The 14,364-nt window shown below is 66.2% G+C and carries 10 protein-coding genes; 5 read left to right on the top strand and 5 right to left on the bottom strand.

Annotated elements, in window-relative coordinates; all coding sequences use genetic code 11:
* The gene (locus U9J41_RS22165; RefSeq protein ID WP_322404320.1) at nt 1-1,212 is read left to right on the top strand and encodes a cyanophycinase; all 1,212 of its coding nucleotides are present in this window, start codon (nt 1-3) and stop codon (nt 1,210-1,212) included.
* Nucleotides 1,213-1,351: 139 nt separating this feature from the next.
* Here the strand turns inward: U9J41_RS22165 and uvrA are convergent, their stop codons facing one another.
* Nucleotides 1,352-4,201, bottom strand: a complete 2,850-nt coding sequence (gene uvrA, locus U9J41_RS22160; RefSeq protein ID WP_322404319.1) for an excinuclease ABC subunit UvrA — start codon at nt 4,199-4,201, stop codon at nt 1,352-1,354.
* 492 nt (nt 4,202-4,693) lie between these two features.
* On the opposite strand from uvrA, the gene ssb reads away from it, so the two are divergent.
* The 3 genes from ssb to U9J41_RS22145 all read left to right on the top strand — a co-directional run bounded on the left by ssb (nt 4,694) and on the right by U9J41_RS22145 (nt 6,453).
* Nucleotides 4,694-5,194, top strand: coding sequence for a single-stranded DNA-binding protein (gene ssb, locus U9J41_RS22155; RefSeq protein ID WP_322404318.1), 501 nt, complete (start codon nt 4,694-4,696; stop codon nt 5,192-5,194).
* Between the two features lie 103 nt (nt 5,195-5,297).
* Nucleotides 5,298-5,609 (top strand): putative quinol monooxygenase, encoded by a 312-nt coding sequence (locus U9J41_RS22150; protein WP_322404317.1) that lies wholly within the window; start codon nt 5,298-5,300, stop codon nt 5,607-5,609.
* 169 nt (nt 5,610-5,778) lie between these two features.
* A complete protein-coding gene (locus U9J41_RS22145) occupies nt 5,779-6,453 on the top strand; it encodes a methyl-accepting chemotaxis protein (protein ID WP_322404316.1) in 675 nt (224 codons plus the stop codon).
* Nucleotides 6,454-6,563: 110 nt separating this feature from the next.
* Here the strand turns inward: U9J41_RS22145 and U9J41_RS22140 are convergent, their stop codons facing one another.
* The 4 genes from U9J41_RS22140 to U9J41_RS22125 all read right to left on the bottom strand — a co-directional run bounded on the left by U9J41_RS22140 (nt 6,564) and on the right by U9J41_RS22125 (nt 10,360).
* Complete coding sequence (locus tag U9J41_RS22140) at nt 6,564-6,809, bottom strand: hypothetical protein (RefSeq protein WP_322404315.1); 246 nt, start codon at nt 6,807-6,809, stop codon at nt 6,564-6,566.
* Nucleotides 6,787-7,833, bottom strand: a complete 1,047-nt coding sequence (locus U9J41_RS22135; protein ID WP_322404314.1) for a type IV toxin-antitoxin system AbiEi family antitoxin — start codon at nt 7,831-7,833, stop codon at nt 6,787-6,789. Before U9J41_RS22135 ends, U9J41_RS22140 begins: the two co-directional genes overlap by 23 nt.
* Before the next feature lie 115 nt (nt 7,834-7,948).
* Nucleotides 7,949-9,700 (bottom strand): ClcB-like voltage-gated chloride channel protein, encoded by a 1,752-nt coding sequence (locus U9J41_RS22130; protein WP_322404313.1) that lies wholly within the window; start codon nt 9,698-9,700, stop codon nt 7,949-7,951.
* Between the two features lie 132 nt (nt 9,701-9,832).
* Complete coding sequence (locus U9J41_RS22125) at nt 9,833-10,360, bottom strand: hypothetical protein (protein WP_322404312.1); 528 nt, start codon at nt 10,358-10,360, stop codon at nt 9,833-9,835.
* Nucleotides 10,361-10,721: 361 nt separating this feature from the next.
* Here U9J41_RS22125 and U9J41_RS22120 point away from each other — a divergent pair, with 361 nt between their 5' ends.
* Nucleotides 10,722-14,213 carry a glycosyl hydrolase 2 galactose-binding domain-containing protein gene (locus tag U9J41_RS22120; RefSeq protein WP_322404311.1) on the top strand — a complete coding sequence of 1,164 codons (3,492 nt, stop codon included), beginning with the start codon at nt 10,722-10,724 and terminating at the stop codon, nt 14,211-14,213.
* Nucleotides 14,214-14,364 lie beyond the last annotated feature (151 nt).

Raw genomic sequence — 14,364 nt, 5'->3', positions numbered from 1 at the left:
ATGGTCAAGAGCGTATGTTGCGCGCTGGCGCTCGTCGTCGCCAGCGCCGGCGCGGCGGCGGCAGATGCCGGTGCGGCGAGAGGATCGCTGGTCATCATCGGCGGCGGCCTGCGCGTCAATAATGCCGAGGTGTGGGAAAAAGTCGTCGCGCTGGCGGGCGGGAAGGGCGCGCGCATCGCCGTGCTCCCGACGGCCGCCGAGAATCCGACGAAGGAAGGCCGGCTCACCGTGGACGCCCTGAACTGCTACGGCGCGCGGGCGTTTGTCGTGCCGGTCGCGCCGCGCCTGGCCGGGGCCGATGCGCTCAAAGCTGCCGACGATCCGGCCCTCGCCGACGCCGTGCGCAACGCCGGCGGCGCATTCTTCACGGGCGGAGATCAGGCCCGCATCACGGGCGCGCTGCGGCATCTGGATGGCACCAACACGGCCGTGCTGGACGCGCTGTGGGCGCTGTACCGGCGCGGCGGCGTCATCGCCGGCACGAGCGCCGGCGCCGCCATCATGAGCAGCACGATGTTCTACGATCCGCCGCTGGACGTGATGCCGGTGCTGAAGAACGGCGTGGTCGACGGCAAGGACGTGGCGCCGGGCCTCGGCTTCATCGGCACCGACGTCTTCGTCGACCAGCACCTGCTCGCGCGCGGGCGCTTCGGCCGCATGCTGCCCGCGATGCTGGCCAAGGGATACAAGCTGGGACTGGGCATCGACGAGAACACGGCAGCCATCGTCGGGCCGGCGCGCGACGTGACCGTGATCGGCTATCGCGGCGCGCTCGTGCTCGATCTGGCGGGTGCGAGCACCGACAAGGCCAAGCCGGGGTTCAATCTATCCAACGCGCGCATCAGTTATCTGGACAGCGGCGACCGGTTCAACCTGGCCACGCGCACCTATGTGCCGGGACCGGACAAGGAGCCCGTGGACCGGAAGTACGTCGAGCACCGCGCACCGATCTTCTACACGGACATCCTCGGCAACACGGCGGTCGCGGACCTGCTCGAAAAACTGGTGGACAGCGATCTGCAGCGCGCCGTCGGCGTGGCGTTCGAAGGGCCGGACAGCCAGTCTCCGGAACGCGGGTTCGAGTTCACGTTCACACGCGTGCCGGACAGCGCGGAATACGTCACGAACCGCGAGGATGCGTATTCGGTCTACCGGATCAGGATGGATGTGCGGCCGGTAAGGGTGAAGCAGCCGTTTTATACGGTGGAGTAGCGCGTGCGAGGGAAGGCGCACCAAAGACCGTCGTTCCCGCGAAGGCGGGAACCCAAGTAAGTATGCGTATCATCGGCCCGGCGCTGCACTTGGGTGCTGAACTTGGGTCCCCGCCTGCGCGGGGACGACGTTGCTACGTTTACGCTTTAAGCAGCGGCTTGAGATACTTGCCGGTCACGCTGTCCGGATTCGCGGCCACATCCTCCGGCGTGCCGTGCGCGACGATCGTGCCGCCGCCCGCGCCGCCTTCCGGACCCAGGTCGACGATCCAGTCCGCCGTCTTGATGACGTCCAGGTTGTGCTCGATGATGACGAGCGTGTTGCCCTGGTCGCGCAGGCGGTGGATCACCTTCAGCAGCAGGTCGATGTCGGCGAAGTGCAGGCCCGTCGTCGGCTCGTCGAGGATGTACAGCGTGCGGCCGGTGTCGCGCTTGGACAGTTCCAGCGACAGCTTCACACGCTGCGCCTCGCCGCCCGACAGGGTCGTCGCGCTCTGCCCCAATTTGATGTAGCCGAGGCCCACGTCCAGCAGCGTGTGCAGCTTGCGGGCGATGACCGGCACGGGCTTGAAGAACTCGTGCGCATCCTCGACCGTCATGTCCAGCACTTCGGTGATGTTCTTGCCCTTGTACTGGACTTCCAGCGTCTCGCGGTTGTAGCGCTTGCCGTGGCAGACGTCGCAGGGCACGTACACGTCCGGCAGGAAGTGCATCTCGACCTTGATCACGCCGTCGCCCTGGCACGCCTCGCAGCGGCCACCCTTGACGTTGAACGAGAACCGGCCGGCCGAATAGCCGCGTTCCTTCGCCGTCGGCACCGTCGCGAACAGGTCGCGGATCGGCGTGAACACGCCCGTGTACGTGGCCGGGTTCGAGCGCGGCGTGCGGCCGATCGGGGCCTGGTCGACGGAGATCACCTTGTCGAAGTGTTCCAGGCCGTGGATGGCGTCGTGCGGCGCCGGCTCCGTCTGCGAACCGTACAGGTGGCGCGACAGCGCCGGGTACAGCGTGTCGTTCACGAGCGTCGATTTACCGGAACCCGACACGCCCGTCACGCACGTGAGCAGGCCCACCGGCAGCTCCAGCGACACGTTCTTGAGGTTGTTGCCGGTCGCACCCGTGATGACGAGCTGGCGGTCCGGGTCGGCCTGCGTGCGCTTCTTCGGCACGTGGATTTTCTTCTTGCCCGACAGGTAAGCCGCCGTCAGCGACGTCTTGCTCTTCATGATGTCCTTGAGCGACCCCTCGGCGATCACGGCGCCGCCGTGCACGCCCGCGCCCGGGCCCATGTCGACGATGTAGTCCGCGGTGCGGATCGCATCCTCGTCGTGTTCCACCACGAGTACGCTGTTGCCGATGTCGCGCAGGTGTTTCAGGGTCCCGATCAGGCGGTCGTTGTCGCGCTGGTGCAGGCCGATCGACGGCTCGTCCAGCACGTACATCACGCCCGTCAGGCCCGAGCCGATCTGCGACGCGAGGCGGATGCGTTGCGCTTCGCCGCCGGACAGAGTGTCGGCGCTGCGGTCCAGCGACAGATAATCCAGGCCGACGTCGTTCAGGAATTTCAGGCGCGCGACGATTTCCTTGATCACGCGTTCAGCGATGTCGCGCTTGGCGCCCGTTAGTTCGAGGCCGTCGAAATAGGTCAGGCAATCGCGCAGCGGCGTCTTCGCGACTTCGTAGATGGCGCGCTGCTGCTTGCCATTGCCGATCTTGACGTAGCGCGCTTCCGTGCGCAGGCGCGCGCCGCCACACGACGGGCATTCCTTCTCGTTGATGAACTTCGCCAGCTCTTCCTTCACCGCCATCGAATCCGTCTCGCGGTAGCGGCGCTGCAGGTTGTTCACGACGCCTTCGAACGTGTGCTCGCGGATCACCGTGCGGCCGCGCTCATTCACGTACGCGAACGGCACGGCGGTCTTGCCGGAGCCGAACAGCACGGCTTCCTGCGCCGGCTTCGGCAACTGCTCGAACGGCTTGTCGAGGTCGAAACCGTAGTGCGACGCGAGGCTCGTCAGCATCTGGAAATAGAACTGGTTGCGGCGGTCCCACCCCTTCACGGCGCCGGACGCCAGCGACAGGTTCGGGAACGCGACGATGCGCTTCGGGTCGAAGAACTCGATGTGGCCCAGGCCATCGCACTCCTGGCAGGCGCCCATCGGGTTATTGAAGGAGAACAGGCGCGGTTCCAGTTCCTGCAGCGAGTAGCCGCAGACGTTGCACGCGAACTTGTTCGAGTAGATGTGTTCCTTGTCGGTGTCCATCTCGTACGCGACGGCGCGGCCGTCGGCGATGCGCAGCGCGGTTTCAAAACTTTCGGCCAGGCGCTGCTTGATCTCGGCGGTCACCTTGACGCGGTCGATGACGACGTCGATCGTGTGCTTTTCCGTCTTCTTGAGCTTCGGCAGGTCGTCGACGTCGTAGATCTTGGCCGCGTGCGTGCCGCTCTGGATGCGGAAGCGGACAAAACCCTGCGCCTGCATCGACTCGAACAGGTCGCTGTGCTCGCCCTTGCGGTTGGCGACGACGGGCGCCAGGATCATCAGCTTGGTCCCTTCCGGCATGCCCAGCACGGCATCGACCATCTGCGAGACGGTCTGCGCGGCCAGCGGCTCTTCCGGGTGATCGGGGCAATACGGCGTGCCGACGCGCGCGTACAGCAGGCGCAGGTAGTCGTGGATCTCGGTGACGGTGCCGACGGTCGAGCGCGGATTGTGCGACGTCGCCTTCTGCTCGATGGAAATCGCCGGCGACAGGCCCTCGATCATGTCGACGTCCGGCTTTTCCATCAGCTGCAGGAACTGGCGCGCATAGGCCGACAGCGACTCGACGTAGCGGCGCTGGCCTTCGGCATACAGGGTGTCGAAAGCGAGCGAGGATTTGCCGGAACCCGACAGGCCGGTGATGACGATCAGCTTATTGCGCGGCAGGTCAAGATTGATGTTCTTGAGGTTGTGCGTGCGGGCGCCGCGGATACGGATTTCTTCCATTGTTGTTTGAAGGCTTTCGAATGGTTGCGGGGCCGGCGCACGCAGGTGACGGGTGAGCGGGCCGAACGGGAAAGCGCACTAGTTTAACTGTTTTTATTTACAGTGGTATGCCGGCGCTCGAAAAAGTCTGCGAGGCTTGGCAGCATGATATGACGACTTGCCAAGATGCGTCGTTCTTACATGCCGTGTGAGACGACGGGTGCGTTCCGTATGTGGTCCGGGGGCGGGGCAATTCAATGGCAGACTCGCCAGACAACCGAAATATTTTTCGCCGGGTCGTATTGATGCGCATCTCTTCCAATCCGGGCACTTTGCCCCCATTTACGTGGTCTGAGCGGGTGCTGCCAAACGGTTGTCCGCCAGCCGCCAATGTGCACAAAAAGTTGCAACCTGAGGCAACGAAACAGGCATAATAGCGGACGCAATTCCCATTGTTTCCCTGGCGCCTAGTCAGCACGCAGAGTCGGGGACCATCCAAAGGAGCTTTACAAAATGGCATCAGTTAACAAGGTCATCATCGTCGGCAACCTCGGCCGCGATCCGGAAATCCGCTACATGCCGAGCGGCGACGCCATCGCCAACATCGCCGTGGCGACGTCCTACAAATCGAAGGACCGCAACACCGGCGAGCAGAAAGAGCTGACCGAGTGGCACCGCATCTCGTTCTTCGGCCGCCTCGCCGAAATCGTCGGCCAGTACCTGAAAAAGGGCTCGTCGGTCTATGTGGAAGGCCGCCTGCAGACCCGCAAGTACACGGACAAGGACGGCATCGAGCGCTACGCTACCGACATCATCGCTGAAAACATGCAGATGCTGGGCGGCCGCCAGGGCATGGGCGGCGGCGACAGCTACGGCGGCGGCGACGACATGGGCGGCTACGACGCCGCGCCGAGCCGTCCGGCCCCGCGCCAGGCACCGCCGGCCCCGGCCGCACGTCCGCAGCCGAAACCGGCAGCGAACTTTTCGGATATGGATGACGATATCCCGTTTTAAGCAGGAACCCACGTTTCTGTGAACGAAAGCCCGCTCTTCGCAAGAAAGCGGGCTTTTTGTTTATGTGCACATGTTGTTTGCCTGAACAGGAAAGGAGCACACGATGGTGATCGAATACGTCCGCTACAAGATCCCGGCCGATCAGGCCGACCAGTTCATCGCCGCCTACGCGACGGCCGGCGAAGCGCTGCGCGCATCCAGCCACTGCCTCGGCTTCGAGCTGAGCCGGTGCACGGAAGAGCCGACGTCATTCATCCTGCGGATCGAATGGGATTCGGTCGAAGGCCACATGGAGGGCTTTCGCAAGAGCCCCGAATTCCGGGCGTTCTTTGCGAGCGTCAAGCCGTTCGTGGGCAATCTCGAGGAGATGCGGCATTACGAGCGGACGGCTGTGCTTCATTCCTCTCCGGTATAGGCGGCGCCTGCCCGCTATTTGGGCTGTCTCACGCTGCGGGTGCAAGACTTGCAATGGCTTGATTCAAGTTAGTGCATATCAGTACGGCAGCCATGGATCAAGCTGGCATAAAACCTGCATCGAGTTCTGTATCGGCCGCCGCCGGCGGTCAAACCGATCGGAGCCCTAGATGCACGCAGAAACTCTTCCCCCCTTGTTCGTCGCCAAGTCCGAGGTCAAGCTGTCCGGCGACGTGTTCGGCGCCCTGATCAACCTGTCCGGCCGCCGGCGCTTCACGTCCCAGCGGGTGGTGCTGTATTCGGTATTGGCGTCGCTGGGCCATGAAGACGCGGACCGGACCGCGCGCGACGCGCTGGCGGCCTTCAAGGACGCGCATATCACGCTGGTGCAGGGCAAGCAAGGGTTGCCGGGCGTCTTCTGCCAGCAGCTGCACGATGCCTACTTCGGCACGCTGCAGGGGGACAAGGTCGTGCGCGACTTCATTGCCCTGGACGAGAGTACGCTGGATGCCATCGGTAGCGGGTCGCGCCGCGCGCCCGCGCTGCTCGACGAGCTGGTGCGCTGCGCGACACCGCTGCTCAGCGTGCTCAACGCCCTGACCCTGGTGTACGAGGAACAGTCCAAGCGGCATGCCGCGCTGCAGCGCCGCCAGATGCAGGACTTGATGGGTGACATCAAGACCATCGCGCGGCAGGCACGCATGGTCGCCTTCAACGCACAAGTCGTCGCGGCGCGTGCCGGCCCGGTGGGCAAGGAGTTCGCCGTGGTGGCGAGCACGATGACCAACGTCACGGGCGAGATCGACGATCTGGTGCAGACCGTCCTGGCAGGGGCGCTGACCTAGGATTCGTCGTGGCAGGCCGTTTTGCGATTGACGGTATGCGTCGAGCAAGTCGAGCCACTGCCTGGGCTTCGAGCTGAGCCGGTGCACGGAAGAGCTAGCGTTGTCCATCCTTATCGATTGACGAGCGCTGTCTTCAGGGCCTGGAACTGGTCCCAGCTTTCGAGCGCGATGGCAAAGTCCACGTCGTGCGTCGCGCGGCGCGCGTCGAGACCGAACACATGGGTCATCAGCATGTCGCGTGCGGTCGCGCCGACCAGAAGATAATCGCAGCCGAGTTTCTTCGTTATCGCCTGGACCGTTGCCAGTATCTCGAGAAGGACCGGATTGACGGGTTTATCGGGTCGAATCGTGTACATGCTGGGTGATTCCGGGTATGAGCTGGCGTGCCGCGGCAATGTTGCGCGAATCGTGGGTGGCCATCAGGTCCGCATAGACGAGGTGCAATGGTACCGTTGGAAACGAGTCGGTGAAGTGATCCGGGTTCCAGAACATCTCGATGATTTCGATGCGGCCTTGGGGATCCGCGCGCAAGCGGAAATCCTTGACGATGTCCTTGAGCGTATGTGGATCATCCATATCAACATAAACCGTGCACGCTTCGGGTTTGAGGTGGCCGGTCAGCATCATGGCTGCTGGTTCGCCGCCCCATGCCGAAAGCTGGAATTCAGGATTCCAGGTGAGGAACCTGTCGAGATTATCGATAGCAAAACGGTATTTTCTGAGTTTGGGCTTGAGTCTTCCCGCATAGCCGCTGGCCCATTCGTTCAGAAACAGCTCCGGCGTACGAATCATGCGTTTGCCGCTGGACGCCAAACCAATCAATCCGCGGGATTCCAAGGTCTCGAACGCCTTGCTGATGGCGCCGGTCGATATGCGTGCCCGGGATGAGATGTCCCGATAAGGCGCATCGAGCAGCGCGGGTTCGGCGAGGGACGCGAACATCATTCTGAGTGCTGCCGGCGTCATCGTGTCATTGACCGGAAATTGGCGGTCAATGTCGCCGCGTCGGCCAGTCACGTGCACATAGATGCCGGCCCCGTCATTGATGTAGGCATTGCCCGCCGTATCGATGAACTGCAGGCCGATGTCGCGACAACGGTTTGCCATGTCCGGGCTCAACGGGGAGCTGACAAGCAGAGTATGTTGCGCATTGTCGAGTCTGTTCAGCAGGTCGTGCGGCAGCGCATACCGATCGACCTTCTTCTTGACCGCGCAGTGGTACCGCAGCTTCCGTCCATTGATTTCAAGTAAAACCACGGCACCGGCATCGGACGCCGCATCGTCGACAATCTTCCCTTGAATACGCGTTGACTCATGCAGCGCATCGAGGGCGCCCGCCACCAACTCGACCTCAAGGTCCGGTATGAATGGATTGTTCATGATTTTTCTGTTTTCACGTTACGTGAACAGCGCAAATATGTGAACAAGCATAACAGGATTTTCATCTTCCAGGCTTGTTCACGTTACGTGAACAACGAAAAACAGTGAACAAGCATCACCCCTCCACCTGCACCCCCAGCGGCTCCCGGTTCAACCTGACATACGCATCCAGCACATCCGTCTTGTGCACCGCCCCGAGCAACTCGGGATCGACCGCACTGCGCACGGCCGGCAGCCGCTCGCCGAAGTGGCGCATGAACTGGCGCAGCGCTTCCTCCAGGCTCATGTCGGCGCTCACGACCGGCAGCGCGTCGGGCCGCGCGATGTCGGCGCAGGTGCGGGCGGCCGCGCCGTCCTGCTGGTACAGCGCGGCGACGTCGTGCAGGGCCACCACGCCGCGGTAGCGCCGCGCGTCGTCGACGAGGTAGACGTATTTCACGGGATGCTGGCGGAACAGCGCGGCGGCCTGCGCGATGGGGGCGTCGAGCGGCAGGACGGTGGCGACGGGGCGGATCAATTCCTGCATGCGGATGGCGCGCAGGCGCTCGCGTTCGTGCTCGTCGGCCGCGCGGCGGGCCGTGATCTCGTACATCGACGGGCCGTTCACGGCGCGTGCGACACCGTATGCGACCACGCATGCGAGCATCAGCGGCAGCATCAACGAATAACTGAGCGTCATCTCGAAGATCATCAGGATCGCCATCAGCGGCGCGCTCGTCGCGGCGGCGAGCGTGGCGCCCATGCCGACCGCGACGAAGGCCGCCGGCGCCGCCGCCGTCTCCGGCCACAGCGCCTGCGGCACCAGCGCGAACAAGTGGCCCATGGCCGCGCCGACGAACAGCGTGGGCGTGAAGATGCCGCCGATGGCGCCGGAGCCGCTGGTGAGCAGGGTCGCCGCGATCTTGCAGACGAGGACCACGAGCACGGCCTGCCACAGCCAGGATTGGTGCAGCAGCGCGTTCACGACGCTGTAGCCGTTGCCCCAGACCTGCGGCACCCACAGGGAGATGGCGCCCACGCCCAGGCCGCCGAGCGCGAGGCGCAGCGGCAGCGGCAGCGGCAGGCCGCTGCCGGCGAACAGGCGGCGCGTGCGCTGCAGCGCGTACAGGAAGGCCGGCGCGATCAGGCCCGCGAGCACGCCCAGTGCGACGAACCACACGACTTCCAGGTTGGCGATCGGCGCGAAGGCCGGCATCTCGTAGGTCGGGTGATAGCCGGGCAGGCGGCGCATGGTGATGTTGGAGACGACGGCGGCGACCATGATCGGTCCGAGGCTGTTCATCGTGATGGCGCCGAGGATGATCTCGGTGACGAAGAAGGCGCTGGCGATGGGCGCGTTGTAGGCCGCGGCGATGCCGGCCGCCGCGCCGCAGGCCACCAGCAGGCGCAGGCGCACGGTGTTGAAGCGGCCGATGCGGCCGACGACGGACGCGGTCATCGCGGCCAGCTGGATCATCGAGCCTTCGCGGCCGATCGAGCCGCCAGATGCGATCGACAGCAGCGACGATACGCTGTTGACGAGCGTGAGCTGCACCGGCACCTTGCCGTCGCCCACCGCCACGACTTCCATGTAGTCGGCCCGGACGCCGCCGGCGTGGCGGCGCGCCAGCACCAGCAGGCAGCCCGCGAGCAGGCCACCGGCGCATGGCGTCAGCAGGCGCGCGGGCCAGGGCAGGGCCGTCGCGATGTCGACGAAGGAGCCGCTGCGGCCGAACAGCAGCGCCTGCAGCAGGGTGAGGCCGTCGCGGAAGAGGAGCGTCGCCAGCGCGCCGGCGCAGCCGACCAGCGCCGCCCACAGCAGGATGGCATTGGCGCGCAGCAGCTGCCGCAGCCGGGTACGCAGGCGATCGGGCGGAGAAGGGTTCATGGTGTGGATAGCGGGCCTGGCGCGGCGCCCAGGCCGGCAACTATAGCATGCGCCCGCTTTCACCCGTAGCCCGCCGGCTCACGCCAACGCCCGGCCGCATCGTTCCTGGCCGGGGCGTGGCACGCGGGCGCGTTACGGCTTCGCGCCGGTGGCCTGGTGCGCCTGGTTGTTGCCGCCTTCGAGCGTATTGCTGCACTGGAGCAGGTTGCCCGACGAGGTCTGGATCGTGAACGCGGCGATGTCGACCCCGGCGCCCGGCTCGCCCCGGTCGACGAAATTGAACCAGATGTTGGCCGGCTCGCCGTTCAGGCGCCCGCTGCCGGTGCCGTAATACGTGTTGAACGGCGCGTTCGGCGTGGTGGCGTCGGGGCCGGTGCACAGGCCCCGGGTGAGATCCGTCAAATGAAAGTGGTCGCCGGTGGACAGGTTGACTTCCAGGTTGTTGGGACCGGAAATCGTGCCGTTCTGCTGGCAATGCAACTCGTAGCCGAACGTGTAGCGGTAGGCCGCGCCGGGGCAGATGAGGGAGCCGCCGCCCGTCATGCGGCCGGCCTTGCTGGGGGTGTTGCAACAATCGGCCCAGGCCGCGCCGGCGGCGGACGACAGCAACAAGGCCGCAAGGAGGCGCCGGGACGGGCAAGGCAATGCGTGGATGTTCATGCGGGATCTCCGAAAGACGACGATGACTTGGGCAACGCTCCGCCGCGATGGCGGAACATGATGTTTTTGCATGTAATAAAAACATCCTACGGACATGCCCATGCGGCGGGGTGACCCTGCGCCAAGGTCTGCCGGGATGTTGAGAGCGGTCAGACGGCTTTACTAAAGAGCCGGGAGATCGCGGCCACGGGGCGGGCAGGGCGCGCCGCCGTCGAGTCGCGGGCTGTTTAGTGATCACGGCTAAACTGCGCCGCCAGGGCCGTCCCCCGTTTGACCCTCCCATCGGCCGGATGCAGAATCCGCCGCACAACGATCCCGGCCGCCCCGTGCCGGGACATCACGTCCATTCCCGGAGACCTCCATGCGCCACGCCAGTTCGGGCCTGCCCACGCCCGTCGCCAGCCCACCCCGTCCCTTGAACGCCGTCCTTGCCGTGCTGCTGGCCACATCCGCCGCGCTGGCGCCGGTCGCCGGCGCGGCCACGTGGGGGCCGTTCAACGCCGAATTCCCGGCCGCCAGCGATGGCCTGGTCAAGAAGCCGCCCAAGGGCATGACGCTGGCCGCCCGGCGCGGCTTCGCCATCGGCGGCTGGTTCAAGCCGTCCGAACCCGCGCGCGGCACGGCGCTGTTGGCCGGCATGGCGGGCATCGGCTACCTGTGCAGCGTCGACGGCAAGCTGGCGTTTTGCGGCGCGGGCGCGCCGCTGCGCACCGACGTGACGCTCGGCGCGGGCGCCTGGACGCATGTCGCGGCCAGCCGCGACGGCCGCCGCGTCGTCCTGTACGCGAACGGCAGGGAGGTGGCGCGGCAGGATGCGGACGGCGCGGACACCGACGCCGCGCAGCTCGCGATCGCGCCGCGCACCGGCGCCACCGGCGGTTTCGCCGGCCGCGTCGCGGGATTGATGGTCGCGGACGAAGCGCTGGATGCGCAGGCCGTCGCCCGCCTGGCGGCCGCACGGCCGGACGAGACGTTGACCGTGTTCGAGTCCGGCAGCCCGCATTGGCCGCTGCAGACGCACCAGATGGCCGGCCAGCTCGCGCCGCAGGATGCGTGGACGCTGCCGAAGAGCGCGACGCCGCCGGCGCACCCCGCCGCCGTGCCGGCCTACGCCGGTCCGGCGCTGGAGCAGCGCGGCGCCGACACCTGGACGATCCGCGCCTGGACGCTGCAATCGGCGGACAAGGCACTGGGAACCGCCAGCCAGATCGCAAGCGGCGGCTATGACGCGTCGCACTGGTACAAGGCCACCGTGCCCGGCACCGTGCTCACGACGCTGGTCGACCGCGGCGTGTATCCCGACCCGGCGTATGGCCTCGACAACCTGGCGATTCCGGAAAGCCTGAGCCGGCAGGACTGGTGGTACCGCACCAGCTTCGTCTTGCCGCCGGACCGGCGGCCGGGCCGGCACCTGTTCGTCACGTTCAAGGGCATCAACTACGCAGCCGACATCTGGGTCAACGGCCGCAAGGCCGGCACGACGCGCGGCGCCTTCGTGCGCGGCAGCGTCGACCTCGGGCCGTACGTGAACCGGAAGGGCGAAAACGTCATCGCGGTCAAGGTGTCGCCGCCGCCGCATCCCGGCATCGCGCACGAGGAATCCATCGCGGCCGGCGTCGGCGAGAACGGCGGGGTGCAGGCGCAGGACGGACCGACCTTCATCGCCACCGAAGGCTGGGACTGGATTCCGTCGGTGCGCGACCGTAACACCGGCCTGTGGCAGGACGTCGTCCTGCGCAGCACGGGCGACGTGCGCGTGGGCGACGCGCACGTGATCACCGCGCTGGCGGCCGACAACGGCGAGGCCGACATCGGCATCGAGGTGCCGGTGACGAACGTGTCGGACAAGCCCGTGCGCGCGACCGTGCGCGCCACCATCCGCGACCGCGCCGGAGCGCTGGCGCCGATCGTCGTGAGCCGCACGCTGGACGTGGCGCCCGGTACGCGCACGGTGCGGTTCGCGGCGGCGGAATTCGCCGCGCTCAAGGTCAAGCATCCGCGCCTGTGGTGGCCGAACGGCTACGGCAAGCCGGAACTGCACGACCTCGACGTCGACGTGCTGCAAGGGGCGGCGTTGTCCGACCACGCGCACACCGCCTTCGGCATCCGCAGCGTGACGTACGAGTTGTCGCTGGTCGACCATACGGGCCATTTGCGCCGCGTGGAAGCCGATTTCACGAAGGCCCACGAACTCGGCATCCGCATCACGGACGCCCGCCACGAGGCGCTGCGCAAGATCGCGGACAACCAGTGGGCGACGGGTCTGCGGGCGGAGGCCGAGGGAACGAAGGCGATCCGCGAACTGGACGACACGCGCCTGACGCCTTACCTCGTCATCAAGGTCAACGGCGTGCGCATCGCGGCGCGCGGCGGCAGCTGGGGCATGGACGATTTCATGAAGCGCGTCGACCGCGCGCGCCTGGAACCGTACTTCCGCCTGCACCGCGACGCGAACGTGAACATCATCCGCAACTGGGTCGGCCAGGACACCGAGGAGACGTTCTTCGAGCTGGCCGACGAGTACGGCCTCATGGTGCTGAACGACTTCTGGGCCTCGACGCAGGACTACAACATCGAACCGCAGGACGTCGACCTGTTCATGGCGAATGCCGCGGACGTCGTGCGCCGCTTCCGCAATCACCCGTCCATCGTCGCCTGGTTCGGCCGCAACGAGGGCGTGCCGCAGCCGGCGCTGAACGAAAGACTGGAAGCGCTGATCTACGCGGAGGACGGCACGCGCTGGTACACGGGCAGCTCGAACCGCGTGAACCTGCAGAACAGCGGCCCGTACGACTACCAGCCGCCGGAAACCTATTTCACGACGCACGCCAAGGGTTTCGCCGTCGAGGTGGGCACGCCGTCGTTCCCGACGCGGGAGGCGTTCGAGGCCGTCGTTCCGCCGTCCGAGCGCTGGCCGCTGGGCGACACGGCCGCTTACCACGACTGGCACGCCAGCGGCAACGGCCGCGTCGAGCCGTTCATGAAGGCGCTCGACCGCCAGTACGGCGCTCCCGGCTCGCTCGCCGACTTCGAGCGCAAGGCGCAGCTCATGAACTACGACTCGCACCGCGCCATCTTCGAGGGCATGAACGCGGGGCTGTGGCGCGAGAACAGCGGCCGCATGCTGTGGATGACGCAGCCCGCCTGGCCGAGCACGATGTGGCAGATCCTCAGCCACGACTATGACACGCACGCCGCCTACTACGGCACGAAACACGCGTCCGAACCCGTGCACGTGCAACTGAACCTGCCCGATCACGCCGTCGACGTCATCAACAATCCGGTCACGCCGCTGGAGAACGCGCACGTGGCGTTCGCGGCGTACACGGTCGACGGCAGGCTGGCCGGCCGCGGCGCGACCACCGTCAGCGTGGCCGGCGGCGGCACGTCCGGCCCCATCGACCTCGGCATCGGCAAGCTGCTGGCGCGCGAGGGTCTGCTGGTCGTGAAACTGACGCTCGCCGATGGCGCGGGCCGCCCGCTCTCCGACAACGTGTACTGGGAGGCCACGAGCCCGGACCGCTTGCGCGGCCTGGACACGCTGCCCGCCGTAGCCGTGACCGTGCGCGCCGCCGGCCGCACGGAAGGCGCGACGCGCAAGGTGGACGTCACGCTGGCCAATCCATCCGCGGTGCCGCTGCTGACCGCGAAGCTGACCTTGAAGACGGCCGGCGGCGCGCGCGTGCTGCCCGTGTACTGGTCGGACAACTACGTGTCGCTGATGCCGGGCGAGCGCCGCGTCGTCACTGCCGAATTCGATCCGGCCGCCGCCGGCCAGGGCGGGCTTGAAGTCGCCGTGCGCGCGTGGAACGCCGCGGAACGGACAGTCGCGGTGGACGCGCCGCGGCCGTAAAGGAGCCGTCGCGCGACAAACCCGTTGTTTAGTAAAGACGAAGAAACTGAAAGGTGTCCGGCGAAATTCTTTGATTTTACGAATACGGATTGAAATACTCGTTCGTACGGGGCCGGTTCGACGGTCCCTTGTCCCGACCACGTGCCGGACC

It is taken from the genome of Massilia luteola, from assembly GCF_034420155.1.
In the GTDB taxonomy this organism is placed as follows: Bacteria; Pseudomonadota; Gammaproteobacteria; order Burkholderiales; family Burkholderiaceae_D; genus Telluria; species Telluria luteola.
Note: the sequence above shows the minus strand (reverse complement) of the source record. Positions and strands in the feature narration are given on the sequence as shown.

Coding starts and splice junctions, on each gene's coding strand:
- U9J41_RS22140 (WP_322404315.1), bottom strand. CDS start 6,809: ATGTACACGATTCGACCCGATAAACCCGTCAATCCGGTCCTTCTCGAG.
- U9J41_RS22125 (WP_322404312.1), bottom strand. CDS start 10,360: ATGAACATCCACGCATTGCCTTGCCCGTCCCGGCGCCTCCTTGCGGCC.
- U9J41_RS22145 (WP_322404316.1), top strand. CDS start 5,779: ATGCACGCAGAAACTCTTCCCCCCTTGTTCGTCGCCAAGTCCGAGGTC.
- ssb (WP_322404318.1), top strand. CDS start 4,694: ATGGCATCAGTTAACAAGGTCATCATCGTCGGCAACCTCGGCCGCGAT.
- U9J41_RS22120 (WP_322404311.1), top strand. CDS start 10,722: ATGCGCCACGCCAGTTCGGGCCTGCCCACGCCCGTCGCCAGCCCACCC.
- U9J41_RS22135 (WP_322404314.1), bottom strand. CDS start 7,833: ATGAACAATCCATTCATACCGGACCTTGAGGTCGAGTTGGTGGCGGGC.
- uvrA (WP_322404319.1), bottom strand. CDS start 4,201: ATGGAAGAAATCCGTATCCGCGGCGCCCGCACGCACAACCTCAAGAAC.
- U9J41_RS22150 (WP_322404317.1), top strand. CDS start 5,298: ATGGTGATCGAATACGTCCGCTACAAGATCCCGGCCGATCAGGCCGAC.
- U9J41_RS22130 (WP_322404313.1), bottom strand. CDS start 9,700: ATGAACCCTTCTCCGCCCGATCGCCTGCGTACCCGGCTGCGGCAGCTG.
- U9J41_RS22165 (WP_322404320.1), top strand. CDS start 1: ATGGTCAAGAGCGTATGTTGCGCGCTGGCGCTCGTCGTCGCCAGCGCC.